At 70.8% G+C, this 21,286-nt stretch carries 16 protein-coding genes and 2 CRISPR repeat arrays; of the genes, 2 read left to right on the forward strand and 14 right to left on the reverse strand.

What is annotated here, in order from left to right:
* Genes F1615_RS33805 through F1615_RS33830 form a run of 6 tightly spaced genes read right to left on the reverse strand, consistent with a single transcriptional unit; the run spans position 1 to position 7,013 of the window.
* A complete protein-coding gene (locus F1615_RS33805) occupies positions 1-1,560 on the reverse strand; it encodes a type VI secretion protein (RefSeq protein ID WP_149552862.1) in 1,560 nt (519 codons plus the stop codon).
* Positions 1,560-3,089, reverse strand: coding sequence for an SCO6880 family protein (locus tag F1615_RS33810; protein WP_149552863.1), 1,530 nt, complete (start codon positions 3,087-3,089; stop codon positions 1,560-1,562). The genes F1615_RS33805 and F1615_RS33810 overlap by 1 nt, the downstream gene beginning before the upstream one ends.
* 3 nt (positions 3,090-3,092) lie before the next feature.
* On the reverse strand, positions 3,093-5,015 hold the full coding sequence (locus F1615_RS33815; protein ID WP_244328946.1) for a hypothetical protein: 1,923 nt from the start codon (positions 5,013-5,015) through the stop codon (positions 3,093-3,095).
* Complete coding sequence (locus F1615_RS36685; RefSeq protein ID WP_244328947.1) at positions 5,005-5,772, reverse strand: hypothetical protein; 768 nt, start codon at positions 5,770-5,772, stop codon at positions 5,005-5,007. The genes F1615_RS33815 and F1615_RS36685 overlap by 11 nt, the downstream gene beginning before the upstream one ends.
* Positions 5,773-5,782: 10 nt before the next feature.
* Positions 5,783-6,112: a hypothetical protein gene (locus F1615_RS33825; RefSeq protein WP_149552864.1), complete on the reverse strand. Its 330-nt coding sequence runs from the start codon at positions 6,110-6,112 to the stop codon at positions 5,783-5,785.
* A gap of 13 nt (positions 6,113-6,125) precedes the next feature.
* Complete coding sequence (locus F1615_RS33830; protein WP_149552865.1) at positions 6,126-7,013, reverse strand: hypothetical protein; 888 nt, start codon at positions 7,011-7,013, stop codon at positions 6,126-6,128.
* A 250-nt stretch (positions 7,014-7,263) separates the two neighbouring features.
* Here F1615_RS33830 and F1615_RS33835 point away from each other — a divergent pair, with 250 nt between their 5' ends.
* A complete protein-coding gene (locus tag F1615_RS33835) occupies positions 7,264-8,370 on the forward strand; it encodes an NlpC/P60 family protein (RefSeq protein ID WP_244328948.1) in 1,107 nt (368 codons plus the stop codon).
* A 29-nt stretch (positions 8,371-8,399) separates the two neighbouring features.
* The gene (locus F1615_RS33840; protein ID WP_149552866.1) at positions 8,400-8,957 is read left to right on the forward strand and encodes a hypothetical protein; all 558 of its coding nucleotides are present in this window, start codon (positions 8,400-8,402) and stop codon (positions 8,955-8,957) included.
* Between the two features lie 204 nt (positions 8,958-9,161).
* Positions 9,162-9,799: direct repeats of the CRISPR family, unit length 28 nt; unit sequence GAGCTACCCCCGCAGGCGCGGGGACGAC.
* A gap of 21 nt (positions 9,800-9,820) precedes the next feature.
* Here the strand turns inward: F1615_RS33840 and cas2e are convergent.
* The 8 genes from cas2e to cas3 all read right to left on the reverse strand — a co-directional run bounded on the left by cas2e (position 9,821) and on the right by cas3 (position 20,169).
* Positions 9,821-10,165 carry a type I-E CRISPR-associated endoribonuclease Cas2e gene (gene cas2e / locus F1615_RS33845; RefSeq protein WP_149552867.1) on the reverse strand — a complete coding sequence of 115 codons (345 nt, stop codon included), beginning with the start codon at positions 10,163-10,165 and terminating at the stop codon, positions 9,821-9,823.
* The gene (gene cas1e / locus F1615_RS33850; RefSeq protein ID WP_149552868.1) at positions 10,162-11,145 is read right to left on the reverse strand and encodes a type I-E CRISPR-associated endonuclease Cas1e; all 984 of its coding nucleotides are present in this window, start codon (positions 11,143-11,145) and stop codon (positions 10,162-10,164) included. Before cas1e ends, cas2e begins: the two co-directional genes overlap by 4 nt.
* The gene (cas6e, locus tag F1615_RS33855) at positions 11,138-11,923 is read right to left on the reverse strand and encodes a type I-E CRISPR-associated protein Cas6/Cse3/CasE (RefSeq protein ID WP_149552869.1); all 786 of its coding nucleotides are present in this window, start codon (positions 11,921-11,923) and stop codon (positions 11,138-11,140) included. The genes cas1e and cas6e overlap by 8 nt, the downstream gene beginning before the upstream one ends.
* 4 nt (positions 11,924-11,927) lie before the next feature.
* On the reverse strand, positions 11,928-12,728 hold the full coding sequence (gene cas5e, locus F1615_RS33860; RefSeq protein ID WP_149552870.1) for a type I-E CRISPR-associated protein Cas5/CasD: 801 nt from the start codon (positions 12,726-12,728) through the stop codon (positions 11,928-11,930).
* The gene (cas7e, locus tag F1615_RS33865; RefSeq protein WP_149552871.1) at positions 12,725-13,903 is read right to left on the reverse strand and encodes a type I-E CRISPR-associated protein Cas7/Cse4/CasC; all 1,179 of its coding nucleotides are present in this window, start codon (positions 13,901-13,903) and stop codon (positions 12,725-12,727) included. Before cas7e ends, cas5e begins: the two co-directional genes overlap by 4 nt.
* 126 nt (positions 13,904-14,029) lie before the next feature.
* Positions 14,030-15,208, reverse strand: coding sequence for a type I-E CRISPR-associated protein Cse2/CasB (casB, locus tag F1615_RS33870; protein ID WP_149552872.1), 1,179 nt, complete (start codon positions 15,206-15,208; stop codon positions 14,030-14,032).
* Positions 15,205-16,914, reverse strand: a complete 1,710-nt coding sequence (gene casA, locus F1615_RS33875) for a type I-E CRISPR-associated protein Cse1/CasA (RefSeq protein WP_280118920.1) — start codon at positions 16,912-16,914, stop codon at positions 15,205-15,207. The genes casB and casA overlap by 4 nt, the downstream gene beginning before the upstream one ends.
* 162 nt (positions 16,915-17,076) lie before the next feature.
* Positions 17,077-20,169, reverse strand: a complete 3,093-nt coding sequence (gene cas3, locus F1615_RS33880; RefSeq protein ID WP_149552873.1) for a CRISPR-associated helicase Cas3' — start codon at positions 20,167-20,169, stop codon at positions 17,077-17,079.
* Between the two features lie 131 nt (positions 20,170-20,300).
* A CRISPR array of direct repeats spans positions 20,301-21,244; the repeat unit is 28 nt; unit sequence GTCGTCCCCGCGCCTGCGGGGGTTGCTC.
* Positions 21,245-21,286 lie beyond the last annotated feature (42 nt).

Consider the following 21,286-nt stretch of genomic DNA (forward strand, 5'->3'; position numbering starts at 1 on the left):
CTAGATCACCATCTTCTCGTCGGTCTCGAAGAGCTGTTCCTCGGTGTGGGAGAGCATCAGCTGCACGGCGTGCGAGCCTCCGCCGCGGCCGACCTTCCACAGGGCACGGCCGCGTTGCCCCGCGCCCCAGGAGCCGATCAGCTCGCATTCGGCGTCGGCCAGGCCGATCGCCTCGCGGGTGATGGCCAGTGGACGGGTGTCCTGGGCGAGCTGGATGCGGGTCTCGCACGAGCTGATGAGGTCCTTGGCGATGTTGACGGCCTCGGATCCGGCGGCGCCGACCCCTTCGAAGTCGCTCAGGCGGTGGGTGGCGAGGATCTGGATGGTGCCGCTCGCGCGGCTCAGCCGCAGGTCGGCGTCGATCTTCTTGACCTGGGAGGCCCCGCCGGAGCGCATCTGCCGCCACAGCTCGTCGCGCACCACGATCCACGGCCGGTTGCCGGGCCGGTCGATGGCGGCCTGCGCCCAGGACGAGACGCAGGTGAGGACCATGGCCACGGTTTCGTCGCCGTACTGCTCGAGGGCGGAGACGTCGACGCTCTGGATCGGGGCGTCCCAGTCCAGGCCGATGCTGGTCCGGTCGTCGAAGAGTCCGGCGACGTGACCGTTGACCATGGCGCCGAGGGCGGAGCGGATGCATTCCATCTGCTCGCGTGCCCGTTGCACCTCGCCGTCGCGCACGCGCAGCTCCGCGGCCATGGCGTCCGTGGGGTCGCGCAGTTTGTCGTAGACGAGCGGCAGCGTCGGCGTCTCGAGCCGGGTCTGCCCGTGCAGTTCGCCGGAGACCTCCCGTACGGCGACGTCGAGCGCCTCCTCCTCCTGCGGCAGCAGGGTGCGGCGCAGCTGCAGCTCCAGCAGGGCCTTGAGCAGGGTCAGCCGCCTGCGGTGGATCTCCCTGAGCCGGTTGTTCAGCTCGCCCGGGTCCTTGATGCGGTCCAGGCCCTGGCCGAGCGGTCCGGCGTCCAGCGGGTTGACGCGGCCGGGCAGGCCGGGGCCGAGCCGGACCGGTTCCGCACCCAGGTGGCGGCAGAGGGCGGCGTACTCGCCCTTGACGTCACCCGCGATGAGGGCCCGGTGGCCGAACGCCATCAGCCGGAAGCACAGCGCCTTGATGTGCGCGCTCTTCCCGCTGCCCGGAATGCCGGTGATCATCACGTTGGGGTTGGTGCACAGTCCTTCCTTCACCCACACCGCCGGGTGCGCGCTGAACGCCTCGGTGGTCAGGGTGTTCTGCCCGATGTACGCACCCACGGGCGGGAGGGAGGCGGCGTGCAGGAACGGGTAGGCACCCGCGGCGTTGGCGGTGTCCACGCGCACGGCCTCGACGCGGGGCAGTGAGGCGGCGCGCCCCGCGTACGGCTGTGCCCAGCCCATTGCGGGAGCGACCCGCATGACCGTCTCGGGGTCTTCGAGCAGCCTCGCGCGACGCTGGTCTCGGGCGCTCGGCGCCGGTGGCGGCGCCTGTGCGGGCCGCTGCTCCAGGCCGGTGGCCTCACCGAGCGCGGACGCCTTCAGCGAGGTGTCGCCGGCGTCGCGGCGCTTGAACGACAACGGCGGCATCAGAACCCGATCCTCCGGTCCGGCAGTCCCTGGCCCAACGGCAGCGCGGCGGCCGCGAAGCCGACGTCCTGGGCGCCCCACATGCGGCGCAGCTCCAGTCCGGAGGCGGCCGCGTCCGCCTGCAGCTCGGCGCATGCGGTCTCGAGTTCGCCCAGGTCGGTGACGGTGACGGCGAGCACCGCGGTCAGCCGCACGACGCCCTGGCCGCAGGCGCGGGCGACGTCCTGCGCCCTGGCCTTCCGGGACTCGAGCAGCTCGTCGGCGGAATCGTCCTGGCCGGTCTTGGCGCGCAGTGCGCGGGCGGACTCCCGTTTGGCCTTCTCACGGGCGAGGTCCTGACGGGCCCGGCGGGGTCCGATCGGCTCGTAGACGATGCTCAGGCTGCGGCGGGCGTTCTGCCGGGGCCGCAGCAGCGGCTGCAGGAAGGTGGCGTACACGTCCGCCTGCGGCCAGGTACGGACCTGGTAGGAAACGGTCCACGCGCCGTCGTGACGGTAGGTGCCCCAGTCGCTCTCGGCATGCGCGGGGCCCGCCAGCTCGGGGGCCACGCCGGGGTCCAGGCCCTGCCAGTCCGGCGCCTGGGCGGCGGCGTTGCGGGTGGCGAGCATCAGCTGCGCCTCCGGGTCGTACGCGGTGCGCACCACCTGGGCCAGGGCGCGTGGAGCGAGCCACTCGACGACCTGCAGGCTCGCCGAGGACAGCGCGCTGTGCATCGCGTGCAGCTCGCGGACGAGGACCGCGGCAGCGCCGGCCTGTCCGCCGCCGGCGCCCTTGACGGCCAGCCGGGCCTTGGACGCGGACAGGGTGACCGACAGATAGGACTCGCGGGTGGTGGCAGCGGGGCCGGCGCCCTCCATCAACTCCGTGAGCGCGGCCACGGCCTCCTTGGGGGCGTCCGCCGCCAGATGCCGGTCGGTCCAGGAACGCAGCGCCGCGCCGTCGTCGGGCAGGCACCGCTGGTGCACGGCGAGCCGGACGATCGGCGAGTCCTCGGTGCAGAAGCCGCGCAGGAAACCCGCCCACGCCGCGACCCGGGCGGTCTGCCGGTCGCTGTCGATCAGCGCCAGGCCGGGGAAGGTGATCCGGGCCACCGCCGTGTAGGTGTTCGCCACCGGGTCGTGCGAAACGCCCAGGGTGCCGCCGAGACCGTCGGGTGCCTCCAGGAAGCGGAGCCGGGCCAGCACGCCGGGCAGGTCCATGGGCTGCTGCCCGGTCGTCTTCGAGCGAGGGGCGAACGCCCCGGACTGGAAGATGGTGCGCCTGGTGGCCACGTTGATCTGATGCCTCACTGCGAGAAGGACCCATTCGTCGGCGCTCAGGCCGAGCACCCGGCCGAAGGCGAGCGCGAACAGCACGGCGGCCGGGGGCAGGCACACGAGCGCGGCCGTCCAGCTGCCGAGGTTGACCGGCGTGAGCAGCAGCACGCATCCGCCCACGACGAGGGCGAAGCCGGCTCCGGAGAGCCGTCCCATGAACCCGCTGCGCTCGGACTGCCATCCGCCGTAGGTGACGGGGGTGGAGCGGGACATCGGCTATCCCTCCCTCGGTGACGGGACGTCGGTGTTCGGCGGGCCGGTGATCACCGGCGCGGTGTCCGGCCGCGGCTGCGGTGGGTGCTCCTGGACGGCCGGAGGCAGGCTCGCCGTGTCCGGGCCGCGCGGCGGAACGACCACGTGACGGCCACCGGGAGAGGCGTGGTCGAGCCCGGCGTGCGCGGCGGTGTTGGCCATGCCGGACTCGAGGGTGTCCTTGCCCACGGAGAGAGCCTGCAGCCCCAGACCGAGTGGTCCGGCCACCCGGGTGCCGAGGCGGCCGCCGGGGCCCTTGATACGGGCCTTGAGCGACTCGTTGGTCCAGAAACCCCCGCCTCCCTGGGCGTGGGAGCCGCTCGTCTGGATCCGGGTGTTGTCGCGCTCGAGGGCCCGCGTGTAGGCGGGGCCACCGCCGACGGCACCCGCACCGCCGAGGTCGGGCCGGTAGCCGCCGCCCACCGAGGCAGCCGACGAACCCAGGGAACTGATCAGTCCGCCTGCCACGGCGGCGCCGGCACCGAGGGTGGAGAAGGTCATGAACTTCGCCAGGACGGGCCAGCAGAAGCACGCCGTCAGGAAGATGACCAGGCCCACGATGACGTTCTGCATGCCCTCGCCCTCGGCGAGGGCGAAGAAGCCGATCGAGAAGCAGAACACGATCATCGGCTTCATCAGGATGAGCGCCAGCAACGCGTCGCGGGCCTTGGGCCACCAGTCCTTCGTGGCGTCCGACATCTGCCCGACCAGCACGATCGGCATGGTGGCGACGAGGATCATGATGCCGGCCTGCCGCAGGATCATCTCGATCCACAGCGCGCCGATGGCCAGGATGCACACGATGCCGATGACGATGACCACGGCGACGGCGGCCGCGGTGACGCCTTGGCCGGTGACCAGCGCACCGCCTGCTGTGGCGGCGCCTCCACCGCCGATGATCAGGCCGCCGAACAGCTTGCCGAACTGGGCCTTCATGGCCTCGTCCGCACTGACGCCTTCACCGCCGTCGAAGGAGTAGTCGATGATCCAGGTGGAAATCGCGTCGGACATCTGCAGTGCGGTCGTGGTCACCGTCCAGTACGCCGCGGTGATCAGCGCCCACTTCGCGAGGCCGAAGATCGCCGTCGCCGCGTGTTCACCGCGGTGGCTGAGGGACACCTTCCCGAACTGCAGCAGCAGGAGGAACACGGCCAGGACGGCGGACAGCGCCGTGGCGATGCCCATCGGCTCGCTGATCCCCGTGTTGTCGAGGTCGATGGTGGAGGCGTCGTTGAAGACGTCGGCGAACTGCTCGAGCAGCCACACCACCGCGTTGCCGATGTACTGCGCCGCCTCTTCCAGAGCGTCCCGCGCCAGCTCGGAGACCTTCTCGCCGACCCAGTCGCCAAGGGTCTGCTCGCCGATCGGTCCATGCTTTTTGTAGGCCTCGTCCTTGCAGAAGGCAAGCGACGATCCCTTGTCGACGCACCCCTCGAGGAAGGTGAACCACGTGTCGAACTCGGCCTGGTCGAGTTCGCCCTTCTGTACGAGCGCGAGGTTGGTCCTGCGCCACTTCTCCAGCTTCTTTTTCTCGAGCGCCGCCCACTCCTCGTCGCCGCACTCCGGGGACTTCTCGCCGCCCGCGTCCTCGCAGAGTCCGATGGAGCCCGGCATCTCGCCGGCTTCCGGCATACGACAGACGCTGTCGTCGTTGATCTCGTCGTAGAGGCAGTAGTTGCCCTGCGTGTCGATGCCGCAGGGCGCCCCGCCGCTCCAGTCGACCGGACACTGCTTGCCGCTGTCGGGTCCGACGTCGAGGTGGTACTCCGGATCGTCCTTGGCCAGGGCCACCGGAGCAGTACTCGAACCGGTGCCGAGACAGATCAGAAGGGCGGTCAGCAGAAGGACGAGCCGGGACGGCGAGCAGGCTGAGTGCTCAGTCCGCATGCCTCACCTGCTGCCAGCCGTCTGCCCAGGAGACGTGGGAGTCGGGGAAGTAGGCACGGGGGAAGGAGCGCTTCTCCCAGTACTCGGGCTCGTTCGTGATCTTCCAGGCGCCGTCCTGCCACTTCAGCAGCAGGTCGGTGTCCTCGTCCTTGAGTGGTTCGTCGTCCGGACTGCCGTCAGCCGTCGTGGCGTACCGGTCGTAGTTGATCCAGACCTGCACGACCTTCCCCTCGGTGCCGGTCAAGGACGTCGCCCTGACGGCGTTGACCGTCGTGCTGAAGGTGACTCCGGCCGGCGTACCACCGGACGGCGCGAGGCCGACCGTCTCTCGCAGCTTGCGCACCTCGGAGACCTGCTCGTCGACGTATCCCCGGGCGTCCAAGGAGACGATCGCCTCCAGTTGCTGACGGGCCTTCCGGTCGTCGAGGAAGGTGTACTCCTCCCAGAAGTGGACGGCGGTGGAGATCGCGCCTACGGGGCCCTTGGAGAAGCCGTTGGACAACCCGTCCTTCTGACCGGTCGGCTTCTCGAGGACGAGCTTGCGGGCCTTGTCCGGAGTCATCGCCGCCTGCCGGCTCTCGGCCGGCGTCGACGGGCCGACCGTGGTGGGCACGGGTGACGGCCTACCGGGACGAGGCTCGTCGTCCCCTCCCAGCATCGTGACCGCGGTCATGCCCCCGCCGGCCAGCGCACCGGCCACCAGAATGCCGAGCCCGGCGAGCACGAGCCGGGCCTTGCGGGTCTTGATGTCGCTCACCGGGCCGTCCTCACGTGCCCATGTTGTAGAAGGTGGTCACCAGCGCGGCGGTGACGCCGATGCCGCCGGCCCCGAGCAGGCTCCAGAGAATCGCCTGCTTGCCGCGGGCGGCCAGGGCGGCCCGTTCGCTGTTGTGTCCGACGGCCACCGCGGCCCAGCCGAGCAGGCCGCCGAGGACGGCCGCTGCCAGGCCGAGCCCGGCGGTCCAGTTCAGGATGTCCTGAACCGGCTTGTCGACGTCCTTGGGCATCTGCGGGGTGACGTCCGGAACCGCGTCGGCGAGGGTGTGCCAGTGCGGGTCGGCGGCGACGGTGTTCAGGGTGGCCAGGAGCTGACTCATATCCGATTCCTCGTCAAGAAGCGGTGACGGCGGGGATGACGGGGGCGGGCTGCGGCGCGTCCGGGAGCGGATGGCCCCAGGCGGCATGTGCCGCGGCCAGGACGGCCCCGGTGAGCTGAGCGGCGGCCTGCCGGGTGCGTGGACGCAAGCGGGCGGCGGCCAGGGCATGTGCGCGGATGTGCGGGTCGTAGGGCACCTGCACCACCGCGGCGGTGCGGGACGTGAGCATGGTCGCCCCGGCCCGCACCGCCACCGGCGGACGGCCCTCGCCGGTGGAGATCAGGGCGACGACGGTGCGGTGAAGCGGGAGGCCTTCCGCGTGCAGGGCCATGACCGCCTGCTGCAGGGCTCGCATGCCCTGGGCGCTGGCGGTCGCACACAGGACGGGCACGGCGTACGGCAGGTCGTACCAGCCACGTGTCCGGCCGGCCTCGCCGGCGCAGCGGGCGCTCAGGAGGTCGTGGGCGAGCGGATGGACGGTGTCCGAGACGACGACCTGCCAGCCGCCGATCGCTGCCAACTGGTACCAGGCGGCGGGGTTCTCGGGCAGGGCCAAGGGCTGCCTGTGCCACTCCCGCCCGTCGGACAGGATGTGCCACGTGGAGCCGTCGGCCCCCACGTTGGCGGCGCACGCCTGTTGAACAGCGGACCTCGTCAACGGCTGGTCGGACGGCAGCACCGCCAGCCCGCCCGCCTGCTGCTCGGCGAGTCGGGCGGGCCAGGGAGAGGACAGTCGAGGAGCGAGGTCCAGGACCACCGTGGAACCGCTCGAGGCCAGTCCGGCACCCAGGAGGCTCGCGACCGTGGTGCGGCCGCTTCCCCCGGTGGCGGCCATCACCGGAACCACTAATCGCGCGCCCACGGGCAGCACCGGGACGGCATCAGTCTGTTTGCGCGCCATCCCCCTACCCCTCCGTATGCAATTTGCGTAAGCCACTCCATCGCGACAGTCGGCGCCGACCCGGCACCGCCGGGAACCTTACACGGACAACTGGCCTGCCCAGCAAGGAAGAACGCCGCATCACCCTGATGTGCCGAGATTGCGCACGGTCATGAATCGTCACGCTACGATGCAGCCGTCGACTCCCCTCTCGGAGTCTGAATTTCAGATTTGAGGGAGCAAATCTGCATGCACGTCAAGAGGGTGCCGCGTGGCAGGCAAGGTCAAGCGGGGACTGCTGGCCCTCGGTCTGGGATTCGCGACGACGCCGGTCGCGCTGGGGCTGAGCCTCGTGCTGCTGGTCACCACGTTTGACGAGGACGGCGACGGCAGGGTCGGCAACCCGTTCGGAGGGCTACGGATCGGCAAGGGTGGGGTGCCCGCGCAGTACGCACCGCTCATCCTGCAGGCGGCCGCCGACTGTGGAGAGGGGCTCTCCCCCGCCGTGCTCGCCGCGCAGATCAAGCAGGAGAGCGGCTTCAATCCTCACGCACAGTCCAAGGACGAGAACGGCGATCCCATCGCGGACGGAATCGCGCAGTTCATCCCGAGCACCTGGGCGACATGGGGAGTGGACGGCAACGGCGACGGCAAGAAGGACGTGTGGGAACCGGAGGACGCCATTCCGGCCCAGGGCCGCCTGATGTGTTCCCTGCTGATGAAGGGCAAGGCCCATCCGCAGTACAACAGCTCTCCGATCGAGCTCGCCCTCGCCGCGTACAACGCGGGCTGGGGCCGGGTCGACCAGTACAAGGGCGTACCGCCGCCCTCGTTCGCCGGCGGTCAGACCTACCACTACGTGCAGAACATCATGAGGATGTCGGCCGACTTCGCCGCCCCGGCCTCGAGCGAGAACGGCGCCCTGCCCGCCGGCTACGAACTGCCCGAGGGGACACCGAGAGAAGTACGCGTGGCCGTGGCCTGGGCGCTGAAGCAGCGAGGAGGCTGGTACCAGCTGGGCGGGGACTGCACCGACGCGCTGGGCAAGAACCCGGCCCACTGGTGCGACTGCTCCTCCCTGATGCAACAGGCCTACCGGGCGGCCGGGGTGAGCATCCCGCGGACGACGTACGACCAGGTCGGCATCGGTACACAGGTCAGCATCGACAAGCCCGAGCCGGGCGACCTGGTGTTCAACGCGGGGTCCGACGGTTCGGACGCACGGCCCGGGCACGTCGGCATGTACATCGGCAACGGCTTGATCGTCGAGGCGCCGCGCACCGGGGTGAAGACCCGGATCGTCACGTACGAAAGCTGGCGCTACAGCACCAGCTACCTGACCCGCGTCACCGAGGTCCGCCGGGTGGTGGACCGGTGAACCTCGTCCCACGGCAGGAGAGTCCGACCATGTCCGAGCCGCTCTACCGCCCCTGGGGAACGGTGACGCCGGAGTTCTGGGACGCGCCCGCGTCCGGGGCCGCGCCGTCCCCGTCGAGACTTGCTCCCGAGACGCTGCGCGCCCGGCTCGTCAAGGTGGCGGAGACCGCGCGGACCGGGCACCTGGCGGATGCCGCCGCCCTGGCCGCCCGGCTCGACGAGGACGTCACCGCGGAGTACGGAGAACTGCATCTGCACACGATCCAGGTCCGCGAAGTACGCGGCTACCTGGCCGCCCTCGCCGGGGACCATCCGTCCGGCCTGTCGTGGTACCTGCACGCGGCGCAGCTGCGCGTCACCATCCAGGGCCCCGGGCACCCCGACGTCGAGGCGGCCACCCGCCGCGCCTACAGCTTGTGGCGAGCCATGCCGCCGGAGGCCGACCGGCAGCGCTTGGGCGCCGACCTGCTGACGATCGCCGGCGACATCCACGGCCCCGACTCACAGGTCGTGCGCCACATCCGGGAACGGTCGTACGCGCTTGCGGTGCCCACTGGCGCCTCGGCCAAGCAGCTGGGCAACGCGTGACCTCACCGGTGAATACAGGACTTCGGGGACCGTAGGCACCGACGGAAGCGACCCTTGTGAGCGACATGAGTGCCCCTCAATGGAGCTATGCCCCCGGGTCCCGAGACGACAGAGAAGAACCCGGAGCGGCGCACGAGCCGAAAAACTACCCCCCGCGTGTGCAGGGACGGGTCCGTGGCGCCCCGGAACCCGTAGGTGGCCTGGGAAAAACCCCCGCAGGCGCGGGGACGACCCAGAAGCCCCTGACCACACCAGACGAAAGAAGGAGCTACCCCCGCAGGCGCGGGGACGACGCGAACGGCAGGCCGACCGGTGAGGCCGGCTGGGAGCTACCCCCGCAGGCGCGGGGACGACCGCCTCGGCGAGCATGGCGCGGCGTTCGGCGAGGAGCTACCCCCGCAGGCGCGGGGACGACCTCAAGTAGCGAGCATTGGCGTTGTTCTGGCGCGAGCTACCCCCGCAGGCGCGGGGACGACGCACGCCCGGTGTGGTCAGCAGCGTCCGCAGGAGAGCTACCCCCGCAGGCGCGGGGACGACCCGGATGGTCGTTCTGGTCGCTGTCGTCCACGGGAGCTACCCCCGCAGGCGCGGGGACGACGCCGGAGTGGCGCAGAACCGCAACTATCAGATCGAGCTACCCCCGCAGGCGCGGGGACGACTGCGAGCCGTTCGCTCCGTGCTGCGGGGGCAAGGAGCTACCCCCGCAGGCGCGGGGACGACACCGACGGGGGCACCACCGGTCGCCTGGCGACCGAGCTACCCCCGCAGGCGCGGGGACGACCGTCTCGGACAGATGCGACACGCGCGGATACCGGAGCTACCCCCGCAGGCGCGGGGACGACACTTCGTGACCTGCGGTGTTGTTAGGTGATCATGCCATTTTGCTTTACCTCGTTCGCGGGCCGCCAGGGCTGTCCGCTCTGGCGCGGGCGGGCAATGAGGGTCAGGCCGTCGAAGTCGACGGGGGTCCAGCGGTCACGCCCGGCGGTGCGGGCGGTCCAGCCCTGTTCCGTGGTCGCTGGTTCGATCATGACCACCTGTCCATCGTGGATGCGCTCGGCAAGGACACTCCAGAGGCGTTCACGGATCCGAGGGTTGGGGTTCCCGACGTAGACGCCGGCGGCCACTTCGACGAACCAGCGGGTGAGGTGTCCGCGGAGCCCAGGTGGGGCCGCGATGAGCACGACCACAGTCGTTCCGGCACTCACGGGGCCGTCCCTGCGGGGGCGGGGTCGGTGGGTTCCGGGATGATGTCGAGGTGGTGCGTGGCGCTCCAGTTACGGCCGCTGCTGACGACGGTGTCGCCGTCGTCCCAGAGGGCGCCGAGGTCCTCGTCCGGCATGTCGCTGCCGTGAGGGACAAGGAGTTGCTTGATGTCGGAGACGATGCGGGGCAGGAGTTTGCCCTGCACGGCTGCGTCCCGTAGGGCGGTACGCGCGTCGCGCTCCGATGTGAGGCCTTGTGCCGCCAGGTCGAAGGCGAGAGGGATGGTGAACTCGGCCTTGTAGAGGTCGGCGATGTCCAGGACGAAGGAGAGGGCGTTGCCGGTGTGGACGAAGCCGAGGGCGGGACTGGCGCCCAGTCCGGTGATGGCTGCGTGGCAGATGCCGTAGAGGGCCGAGTTGGCGGCGGACAGAAGTCGGTTCACGTCGTCACCGGCGGCGAAGGCGTCACCTGGCTTGTAGTCGCGTTTGGTCCAGGGCACCCCGGTCCGCTCGGCGTGCTGGGCGTAGAGCCGGCGGATGCGGGTGCCTTCTCGGCCGCGGAGCTGCTGGAGGGTCAGGCGCGTGGTGTCCTCGCCGGGAAAGCGCATGTCGTACATGCGGCGGGCGACGGCGACGCGTTCCTTGGGGCGGGTGACCAGCCAGGCCTGGCGGAGCTGGAGCTGGGAGCCGCGTGCGGTGCTGGTGCCGGTGGCGTACAGACGTACGCCCTGCTCGCCGACCCAGCACACGGCGGTGCCGGAGTCGGCGAGCAGGGTGACGGCGGGATGGGTGATCCGGCTGCCGGGTCCGATGAGGAGGACGGCGAGCCAGGCGGCCGGCACGTGAACGGTGCGGGCCTTGTTGACCAGGACGATGGCGTTGTCGTCGCGGTCGATGTGGCAGCGCTCGGCATAGAGGCTGCTGATGCGGTCCTCGAGCCGGTGGAGGTCCTGCGGTCCGGTCCGCCACCAGGGCTCAGGCATGCTCTGCCTCGCTGGTGCGGAGCGGGGCGAGGGTGAGCAGGCCTTGTCCGTAGCCCTTGGCAGGGCCGATACCGCCGAGGAGGGAGGCCCGCAGGGTATCGGGGTCGGTGACGCGGAGGCGGCCTTCGAAAGTGGCGGTGGACAGGGTGACCCGGGGGCCGTCCGGACGCTTGCGGAAGCGAAGGATTTCGCGGCTGACGATGGTCACCGCGGGTCCGGCGGACAGGTCCTGGTTTTCGGTGTGGAAACCGGGGGCGGAGGGTGTGGTGATGGCGTCGGGGATGGTGAAGCCGTGGCGTTCGCACCGCTTGAGGAGCCACTCGAGTTGCTGGGCGGCGGTGCGGTGGGCGACGCGGAAGCCGCGGTGTCGGCTGCCGTTGTCGGCTCCTTCCTTCAGGCGGGCGGCCTGCTCTTCGCTCGGCCGACTGGGCCGGGGGACGTTCTGGACGGGGTTGGCGGTGAGGCGGAAGCTGAACTCACGGCCGTGGGCAAGGCGTTCCAGCAGCGGTGTGTAGTCGGCGATGAGCGGAGCGCCGCCGTCGGCTCCCGGCCAACCTGCCTCGTCGACGAGGTGGGCCCAGGAGGGGCGGCTCTCGGTGAGGACAAGGATGTCGGCCCGGTGCTGGGTGTTGCTGTCCAGGCGCCACAGGACGCGTTCGGTGACGGGTTGCTCGGCGAGGCCGGACAGGATGGCGGCGTGCAGGCGGTGCGGACTGGAGAGCAGGGTCACGGCGGCACGGCGGCGCGGGTTGAGGGCAATTTTCGACAGGTAGGGCATGTGGTCACCAGCCCAGGAGGGCGAACGGATCGTGGTCGGACTGCCTGGTGGTGGCGGTGTCCGCTGCGGGGTGGGCCGACTGGGTGCGGCCGGTTGGCACGCTGACCCAGAGGTGGCGGACGGCGCGCCGGCCGAACCGGGTTCCGGTCTTGAGGTCGTAGGTGTCGGGGACGTCGACGGCGAGCTGGTCACCGGCTGGGTCCTCGACGGTGGCCTCCAGGGACACGGTGGCGTCCCGAGCCTGTCGGCGGCGGTGGCTGCCCGCCTGCCACGGCACTTCCTTCAGGATGTCCTCCAGCGGGGCGTCGGCGCGCAGACCGAGGCTGACGGGTCCGGTGGGCGGGCAGGAGCGACGGCCGAGGGAGAGTGGGAAAACGGGGTTGCGGACGGCTTCTTCCAGGCTCTGTATCAGCGTTTTCGGACCGCGGAGGGCGGCGACGAAGACGGCGTCCTGGAGGTAGAAGCGCTGGGTGACGCCGGTGTACTTGGGCGGAGTGGTCCTGGTCTGCTGTCCTTTGGTGTTGGCCTTGGCCGACAGCAGCGGCAGGCCGCGGTAGTCGCTGTAGGTGTGGTAGTCCCGCAGCAAGGTGCCGGGCTGGTCCACCCGGACGCCGAGGTGCAGGCCGACCAGGTCGGTGAGGGATGTCTCGCGGTTGCGGCCCTCGGCGGCGGCGAGGAGGCCGAGGATGCCGGACTTGGTGGGCTGGGGGCGCGTTTCGCGCCGGTTGTAGCGGGACGGGCCGCCCCAGGACTGGAGCGGGGCGGCCAGCCGCAGCACGAGGACGGCGTGGTCGGTGCCGGTCATCGGGTGCCGGCCTCCGCGGTCTCGGCCGACGCGATCTCGCCGTCGGCGAGCCACTGCCCGACCAGGGCGTCGACGGAGTCGAGCAGGACGGGGAAGGTCAGGGAGGAACCGAACACCTCGGTGATCTTGTCGCCTTCGGCGGTGTAAGTGGCCAGGGTCCGTAGCGGCTTGTCACCCCAGGTCTCGCCGACCGCCTTGAGTTCGTCGGCGAGCCGCACGACGGATTCCGAGGCCAGGCCGGTGACGCCGGTGACGGGCTCCTCGTAGGCGGAGACCAGATTCACGGGCTGGTCGGTGCGGACGGTGAGCAGCACAAGGTGGGGCAGGGTGCGGTGGGCGAAGGAGTTCTGGTGTCCGGTCGGCATGGACCGGGCGAATGCGTCGACGAACCTGACCACCGTCTTGCGGGTCTCCTCGGCGTCGGTGAGGTTGTCACGCAGCTGGTGCACGCCGAGGACGGCGTAGCGGTACAGGGTGGAGGAGTTGAACTCGACGGTGCCGATCATGCCGGCACCGTGGTCGTCGGTGTTCTCGTCGTCGACCGCGGTGTAGTAGTCGAACTCGGTACGTACGGCGTGGGTGGACAGGGCGTGCGCCACCTGGACGGAGGCGTCCACGTTCAGGGCGGGCAGGTCGGCGACCATGCGGCCGAACAGGGCGACCTCGGCCGGGTGCCCGGTGGACAGCGTCTTCACGACGGAGAGCTTCTTCACCTCGTTCTTGAGGTCGTCATCGGACAGGGCGGCGAGCTCGGCGGCTCGGTCCTCGAGCAGCCGGACCAGGGCATCAAGCTGCTTCTTTCCGAAGAACAGCAGGTAGGCGGACTGGTCGTCCTTCTTGGCGGACTTGGTGATGCCGAGCGGCTCCAGCAGGGCGGCAGCCAGGCGGTCGGCCTGCTCGCCGGTGAGGCCGGCGCCGCCCTCGGCAGCGGGATGGGCGAGGCGCTGAGCGAGCAGGGTGGCGATCCGCTTGGTACGGGTGGCGCGGTCGGCCTCCGGGACGTGTTTGGCGTACTCGGTGCGGGTGGCCCGCTTCCACGCCTGAGAGGAGACGCGAGCGCGGCGGGCGCCGCCGTAGACGGCCTGCTTGGGGGTGCCTGAGTCGTCCCTGTTCACGTTGGACGGCGGCAGACTCTGCAGGATGTGGACCTCGACAAAGAGGGTGGGCTGGCTCATGGCATGACTCCTTGAAGGCATGGGGAGCGCCTCTCCAACGAGGCGCGAGCAAGACGGGTTGGGCTGATCGGGGACGCCGGACGGGGAGCCCGGGGCCCCTTGGCCGGCCGGTCTGCCGGGGTGGCGTCAGGAGGACGCGGCGGTGTGGAAGTCGCGGTCCCATCGCTGCCGGAAGCCGGTGGCGGCGTCCGGTCGGTGGGGGTCGTCCCAGGTCCGCAGAGCGGTGCGGAGCAGGTCGTAGTCGAGGCCGACTCCGGCCTGGTTCAGCAGCGGGACGAAGGACCGGAGGTGCATGGCGAGTTCGTCAGCGTCCGCGGAGGTGAGCAGAACGCCGAAGCGGCGCTCCAGCGCCGCGGTGCCGGCCTTGCCTTCGCTGCTCGCGGCAGCCTTACCGGCGAGCAGGCCAGCGGCGGTGCCCGGGCTGTTGCCCGCGACGTGCATCCGTCGGTGGCGCGTCTGCTGGTGACGGGCAAAGAGGGTGAGCGCGGTGTGTTCGGCCGTCAGGTCCCGGGTGAGGGATCCCTTGTCCCGCCACTGGGATGCCATGCGGATGCGGTGGTACGGCCACATCGCGGCGACCGTTCCCGGCTCGCGGCCGGTACCCGAGCGCAGCGCGGCCAGGTGCGCTCCCGCATCCGGGCTGTCGGGGTCGAACGTTCTCCAGTACGGCGTCCGATCTCGCCCAGCGTTCTCCTCGTCTCCCGGGTCCGGCGTGCCGGGATCGGTGTACTGCAGACCCCAGGAGCGCAGCACGCGATTGCGGTCCGGTCCGTCCCATGCGGTCAGCTCGCGGAACAGACGGGTGTAGTCCAGGCCGATACCTGCTTGCCGCAGGAGCGACACGAGGCGGTGAAGGTGCTGCACCAACTCGTGGAGGTCCTGGGCGGTCGCGGCCTCGATCAGCCGCCGCTCTACGGCGGCCTGTGTCAGCGCCTCGCTGCGGCGCAGCAGCAGGCAGGCGGTGCCCAGGCCGACACCCTGTTGGTGGACGGGTTCGGAGGCGGCGTGCTGATGCAGCCCGAACAGGGTGAGCGTGTGGTGCTCTGCGACGTAGCGGTCCGGGAGGCGGTCGGAGCCGTCGTCCTGCAGGAGGACGCGATGGACGAATCGCATGGACGGGGCGGTGCCGGCCTCCCGGCCGACGCCCTCGCGCAGGGCCCGCAAGTTCCGTGCGACGTACTCGGAGAATTCCGGGCGCCGCCCGTCCTTACGCGACGATTCCCAGTCCTGAACCGCTTCTTCCCAGAAGAACTGGCGGGTCCGGCCCGCCGCGGAACGGCCGCCGGGGATGCTGGTGGTCGTCATGCTGCGGTCGCCTCCTCGCGCTTGGCGCGGCGTTCCTCGGCGGCCCGCGGCAGGATCTCGGCGAGCTTCGTCCGGAAGACGCCAATGGCCTTGCCGCTGCGGTAGACGAACTCCTTGTCGCCGTTCTTCACCGTGCGGCCCACCACTGCCCGTGGCGGGGCGGCCGCGAGCAGGAGATCTGCCTCCCGGTCGGCGGCGATCTGCACGGACTGCTCCCACGCGAGCTGGGCGCGCTCCAGGAGTTCCTCGTCGTCCTCGTCGACGGTCCGCAGCCCGACGAGCAGGCGGCGCATGGTTCCGTCGAGACAGTGCAGGAATTGTGCGGACGGCCGGCTGCCCTTGTCACGGGGCAGCGGATCGCCGCCGGCGGCACGCCGCAGGTCGTTGTTGAGGCCGTCCAGGGCCCGGGCGACCTGGTCCGCCTGCGCCACGCACTCCAGCAGGGCTTCACGCAGCCAGTCGTCCTGCGCGAGCAGGGCCTTCACCGGCAGGGGCAGGTCGTCACCGATGGCGTTCTCCACCACGGCGGACTGCGTGCCGTACTCGAGACCCGAGGTCTCGACACCCAGCCGGTACTGCCAGGGCAGGACCCTGCCGCCCTGCAGATCTCCGATCTGACGCAGCAGCAGCGAGGTGTAGGGGCCGTCGCTCTGCACGGGCAGCGTCATCGCCAGGAGCGTTCCCAGCCCCTGCCAAGCAGCGCGGCCCGAAGTGTGCCGGCGGGGCCGTCGGTGAGGTTGTCCCTTCTTCGGCTTGGCGGTGTGCTGCCACGCCGTGTGCGGCTCGTACTCGGGCGTCTGCGCCAGCCGGTCACCGGCCGACACGATCGCCCGATGCACCCTCGGCCCCTGCTCCGTCTCGCAGGCGATCAGACGGATCCGGCGGGCCTGGAAGGTCAGAAGGTCCAGCAGACCGGTCGCCGGGCGCTCGGACCAGGCGGCTCCGGCCGGCGATTGGCCTCCCAGACCAGCCGGACGCTCGTCCCACGCCCACTGCGGCCGGTCCCCCGGCTCCAGCCCGTCGGGCAGGATCGGAGTGTTCAGCAGCAGCGTCTCGTACAGCGTCTCCCCGGTGGGTACGACCACTCCGAGCTGGCCGAGCGGCCCGGTCGGGTTGCCGGTCGTCTTCCCGTTCTTCGCCTGCGGGTCCCCCGCGGCGCCGGTCTTGATCGATGCCGTGTCCCAGCAGTGCACGTGCAGCAGCCACAACGCCGCGTCCCCCGGCGTCAGCAGCAGCTCGTCGGCCTCGCTGAGCGCGCTGAACAGCGGCACGTTGTTGCCGGACGCCACCGACGGCACCAGCTGAGCGGCCGTCTTCGTCTCCCCGTTCAGCGACTCCAGGCCGGCGACCTGGGCGAACGGGAGCTCCGCGTCGAACAGGCGGAACCGGTCCCCGTAACGGAAGCCCAAGTAGTGCGCGAGGCAGTCCCGTTCGTCCTTCGAGAAGTGGCCGCGGTGGAACCGCTCACCCCACTCCTGCCGGGTGCGGGGCGCCCCGAGGGCGTCGATCATCACCGGCAGCAGCAGCTGCCGGAGCACCACCGGCAGCATCGTGTGCACCGGCAGCTCCAGACGCCGGATGGTGTGCGCTTCGGATAACGCGTCCAAGAGCCCGACGGACTTCTGAACGCCGTCATGAACAACGGCTCTGAACCCAACGTCATGGACGAGGTCTCCCTCGCTGACCATGGCGGTTCCCCCCTCCATGTGCTGACATTCCCGCGACCCCCCGGACGCGTTGACCGAAGCGGTCAACTCCGCTGATCGAGCGTTGAGTTGTCCTCGTCTGGTCGCCGACAGCGTGACACCCGAATGCTTGGTGTTTCAAGCGGCTTCGGAAAACTCGGTCAAAATGACCGACCGGCACACTCACCACGGCAGGCAGCGGGTACCCTGCGCACGGCTCGTGGAGCCGGAGCCCTCCCCGAACACGGGGGTGTTCCCGCTTGGTGTTTCGCCCAGGACGAGAAGCCGTCCCCGCAGGCGCGGGGTGTGGCGGTCCCGGCCCGGCTCCACAGCCGAATACCGCGCCTCCCGCTCAATGACCAGCCCGAGCACATCGTGGTACGACACCCGGTCCGCTCCCAGCAGCCTTGTGCCGTCCTCCTCCAGCACGAGGGCCGGGCGGTATCGCAGCCAAGGCCGGCCTGCCCACCCCGGAAGCGGGCTCAGCTCAGCCTGGGCGGCCTCCGTGAGACGCGGGGGAAGTCGGACCGTGCCGCCCATCAGCCGGTCGGTCACCTCGTCGTCGTCCACCTCGCCGTGCACTCCGAGCCAGGTTCCGTCGACGGTCCGGTAGCCACCGGAGACCCGCCGGACGATGACCACTTCGACGGACGGGTCACCGTCACGGACGACGGCATCGAGCTGCTCCTCGGACGCAGCCCGGCTGCCGGCATAGTGAAGTCCCTCCAGCGTCGGGAAGGCCCACTCCCGCCGACGGCACAGCAAGTACTCCTCGGCGTTCTTCTCCCGCTCCCGTTCCTTCGCCTGCCACTGCTCCCACGCACCGGCCTCGTTCCAGCCCGCCGGGCAGATCTCGGCATTCCCGTAGGCTCGCGCCACCAGCCCCGGCACGTCCGCAGGAATGCTCCATCCCGATGCCGCAGGCTCACCCACATCCGCCGCGGCCGTGAGCGTGCCCACGGCCTGCATGACCAGGGCTGCCGCCCGCAGTAGCGACCACTCACCGTAGATCCGCTCCGAGGCACGCAGAAACCTCGGTTTCCCGTCCCTTCCGGGTGCCACACCAGTGACCAGCACGCGGGGCATCCGGTGTGCGGCCGGGCGACGAGTACCGGTGTGCCGGTGCAGGCGGCCGATGCGCTGCAGGAGGAGGTCGGTGGGCGCCAGGTCGGTGATCAGCACGTCGGCATCCACGTCGAAGGACTGCTCGGCAAGCTGAGTGGCAATCACGACCATGCGCTCTGGTCGGTCGTCGCCGGCCTGCGGCCCCATCAGCCGCAGGCACTCCGCCGTCCGGTCCGCGCGGTGGGCGGCGCACAGGCGGGCGTGCAGGAGATGCAGGACTCCGTCGAAGCCCTTGTCGCGTAGCCCGCGGTAAATGGCCTGCGCCCGGTCGACTTGGTTGACCACCACCAGGGCGATCCCACCGTCGGCGACGGACTCTCGCACGGCCGCGGCCACCCGTGCCCCCTCGGGGTTTGTGTCGGGCAGCCAGGCCAGCCGCACGGGCGCCGACTCCCGCCACGACGGCACCGCCTCCCGAGACGTCTCGGCGACCGCCCGGCCGTCGACACCGTAGGCCACCGTGACGCACGGGTACCCGGCCGGCTCCGGCACGGGCTGGTGCACATCCGCCGTGCCGAGTGCGCCGGACAGGTAGGCGTCGACGAACAACTGCCGCTGAGCGGGCGGTAGCGTCGCCGACAGCAGCACCACGGGAACCCCGGCCTGCCCCAACCAGCGCAGCGCCTCGACAAGGAACTGCCGCATGTAGACGTCCGCGGCGTGCACCTCGTCCACGACGACGACCTTCCCGGCCAGCCCGGCGAACCGGAGCATGACGTGCCGGGTGCGGGTCGCCGCGTGCAGTAGATGGTCGACCGTTCCGACCGCGAACGCGGTGAGCAGACCGCGCTTGTCCCCCAGGAACCAGTACGCCGGACCGTCCGCCCTGAGGTCGGCGGCCCGGCCCGTCGAAGGCTCAGCGGGCACCATGCCGTAATCAGCGTCTTCGTCGATCGCGCCGAAGTCATCGTCGGCCAGGTCTGCAGCGCCGGGGCGGCTCCCATCCTCGCATCCGCACGCCTCGCCGCCCGGGCGCGACTTCCCGTCCCAGATGGTCCGCCACCAGGCGTTGAACCGCCGCCGGCCGTGCAGGAGCGCGACCTGCGACTCGAGTTCCGGGCCGAAGGTGCGCACCCACTGCAGCACTTGCTCGTACATGGGATCGCTCGTCGCCTGGGTCGGCATCGCCACGAACACCCCGTCGAGGCCGAATCTCGACGCCAGAACCTCGGCGCCCGCCAGCGCCGCCTTCGTTTTCCCCTCGCCCATGGGCGCCTCGGCCACCAGAAGCCCCGGCGCCGGCATCGACCAGGCCCGCTCCACCAGTTCCCGCTGCGATGCCCGCGGCTGCACTCCCAGCCGGTGGGTCAGCGGGTCCAGCGGATTCTCCGGTAGTGGGAGGTCCCGCCAGCCTCCGCGCAAACGCAGCCGTTCCCAGGCCGCCTCTGCACGGCTTCGCGCACCGTCGAAGGAGATCAGGCTGGCATCCGCCAGGCCGGGAAACTGGCTGCTGTCGCTGGCGATCCAGTCCGCCATCACGATCAGGCCCGACAGCGCCAGCTGCTCGGCCTTCCGCAGGGAGCCCACCGGCCGGGCGTCCGCTAGGTCCTCGAAGCCGATGGCGCGTGTGAAGACGTCCACGACCGCCCGCTGGGCCTCCTCCCAGGCGGCGCCCCGGCCCTGGGCCCCTCGCGGCGGCCTGAGAGCCGCGGCCGACGGGAAGGTCCCGTGGTGTCCGGCGACCAACGGCCACACCCACCCGGCGGCCTCTTCGTCACCCCACTCGGCGATCATCTGCGGCATCAGCAGCACGGCTCCGGCCACGTCATGACGCCACCGCTTCTGCCGGTCCGTCGAAAGCCGCCCCCACGTCAGCCCCGCTGCCAGCACCGGCGCGGCCTCAGCGGCATCCATGGTCTGGAACGCGGGGCACGCCTTCCCGCAGTCGTGGATGCCGCACACCCACATGAACCACAACCGCCCCCGGCCACCACTGATCTCGTCCAGCCGCCGCCGGAAAGCCGTCGACACGTACCTGTCCCACATCACCCCCGCCACAGCGGCCGTATCCAACAGGTGCCCCAGCAGCAGATGCGTTCGTCCGCCGTTACGCGCGGCTGACTTCCCCCACAGCCGCGACACCCGCTCGACGGCCTCCGGCGACAGCCGCATCGCCTTCATTAACTCGACGATCGAAGCCTCACGATCCACGGAACCCCCCAAATCCAATGTCCCGGCACCATAGGCTCTGCCACTGACATCGCTTGGGGTGAGGACGACAGAACTGAATCCAGGCTAATGAAAAGCGCAGATCTTGGTAGCGTCACTGCAGGTCAAGAAGTGTCGTCCCCGCGCCTGCGGGGGTTGCTCGGGGGCTCCCCTCCGTCGGAGTCTGCGGAGCGCGTCGTCCCCGCGCCTGCGGGGGTTGCTCCTACCCCTTCCCGTTCGTCCGCGCGGACGCCGTGTCGTCCCCGCGCCTGCGGGGGTTGCTCCGGGTCCACGGGCACGGTGTGGCTGGCCGACGGGTCGTCCCCGCGCCTGCGGGGGTTGCTCCTCGATCACCTACGCAGGCCCCGACCCCATCAGGTCGTCCCCGCGCCTGCGGGGGTTGCTCCCGGGCAGCAGCGATGGCGATCTCCCGACGGGCGTCGTCCCCGCGCCTGCGGGGGTTGCTCGATGATGTTGCGCACCAGGCCGTCGAAGGTCTGGTCGTCCCCGCGCCTGCGGGGGTTGCTCGTTGCTTGGCGTCCTCGGCCCGGCGCAGGCCGCGTCGTCCCCGCGCCTGCGGGGGTTGCTCCACCACCTCCGCCACCGAGATCACCACCTTCGAGTCGTCCCCGCGCCTGCGGGGGTTGCTCGTGCGCCCATGCGCGCCGTGCACCTCTGGCCATGTCGTCCCCGCGCCTGCGGGGGTTGCTCGGCGTGCCCCAGGGTGTGCAGAGCGCGCGTAGGGTCGTCCCCGCGCCTGCGGGGGTTGCTCCCAACATCACCGGGATGCCGAGCAGAGCGACCAGTCGTCCCCGCGCCTGCGGGGGTTGCTCTCCGCCGCCAGCTGCATCACCTGCACCCCCGCCGGTCGTCCCCGCGCCTGCGGGGGTTGCTCGCGGGCGCGGGCGGCGCGGTCCTGCTCGGCCTCGTCGTCCCCGCGCCTGCGGGGGTTGCTCCCTCTGGCGGAAGTGGCGGAAGACTCGACGCCAGTCGTCCCCGCGCCTGCGGGGGTTGCTCCATCATCGGCGAGCCCGAGGTGTGCACCCTGCCGTCGTCCCCGCGCCTGCGGGGGTTGCTCGCCGGTGATGTCGATCGATCGGTTGTCGCGGTCGTCGTCCCC

This window comes from Streptomyces marokkonensis, assembly GCF_008312835.1.
Classification (GTDB): Bacteria; Actinomycetota; Actinomycetes; order Streptomycetales; family Streptomycetaceae; genus Streptomyces; species Streptomyces marokkonensis_A.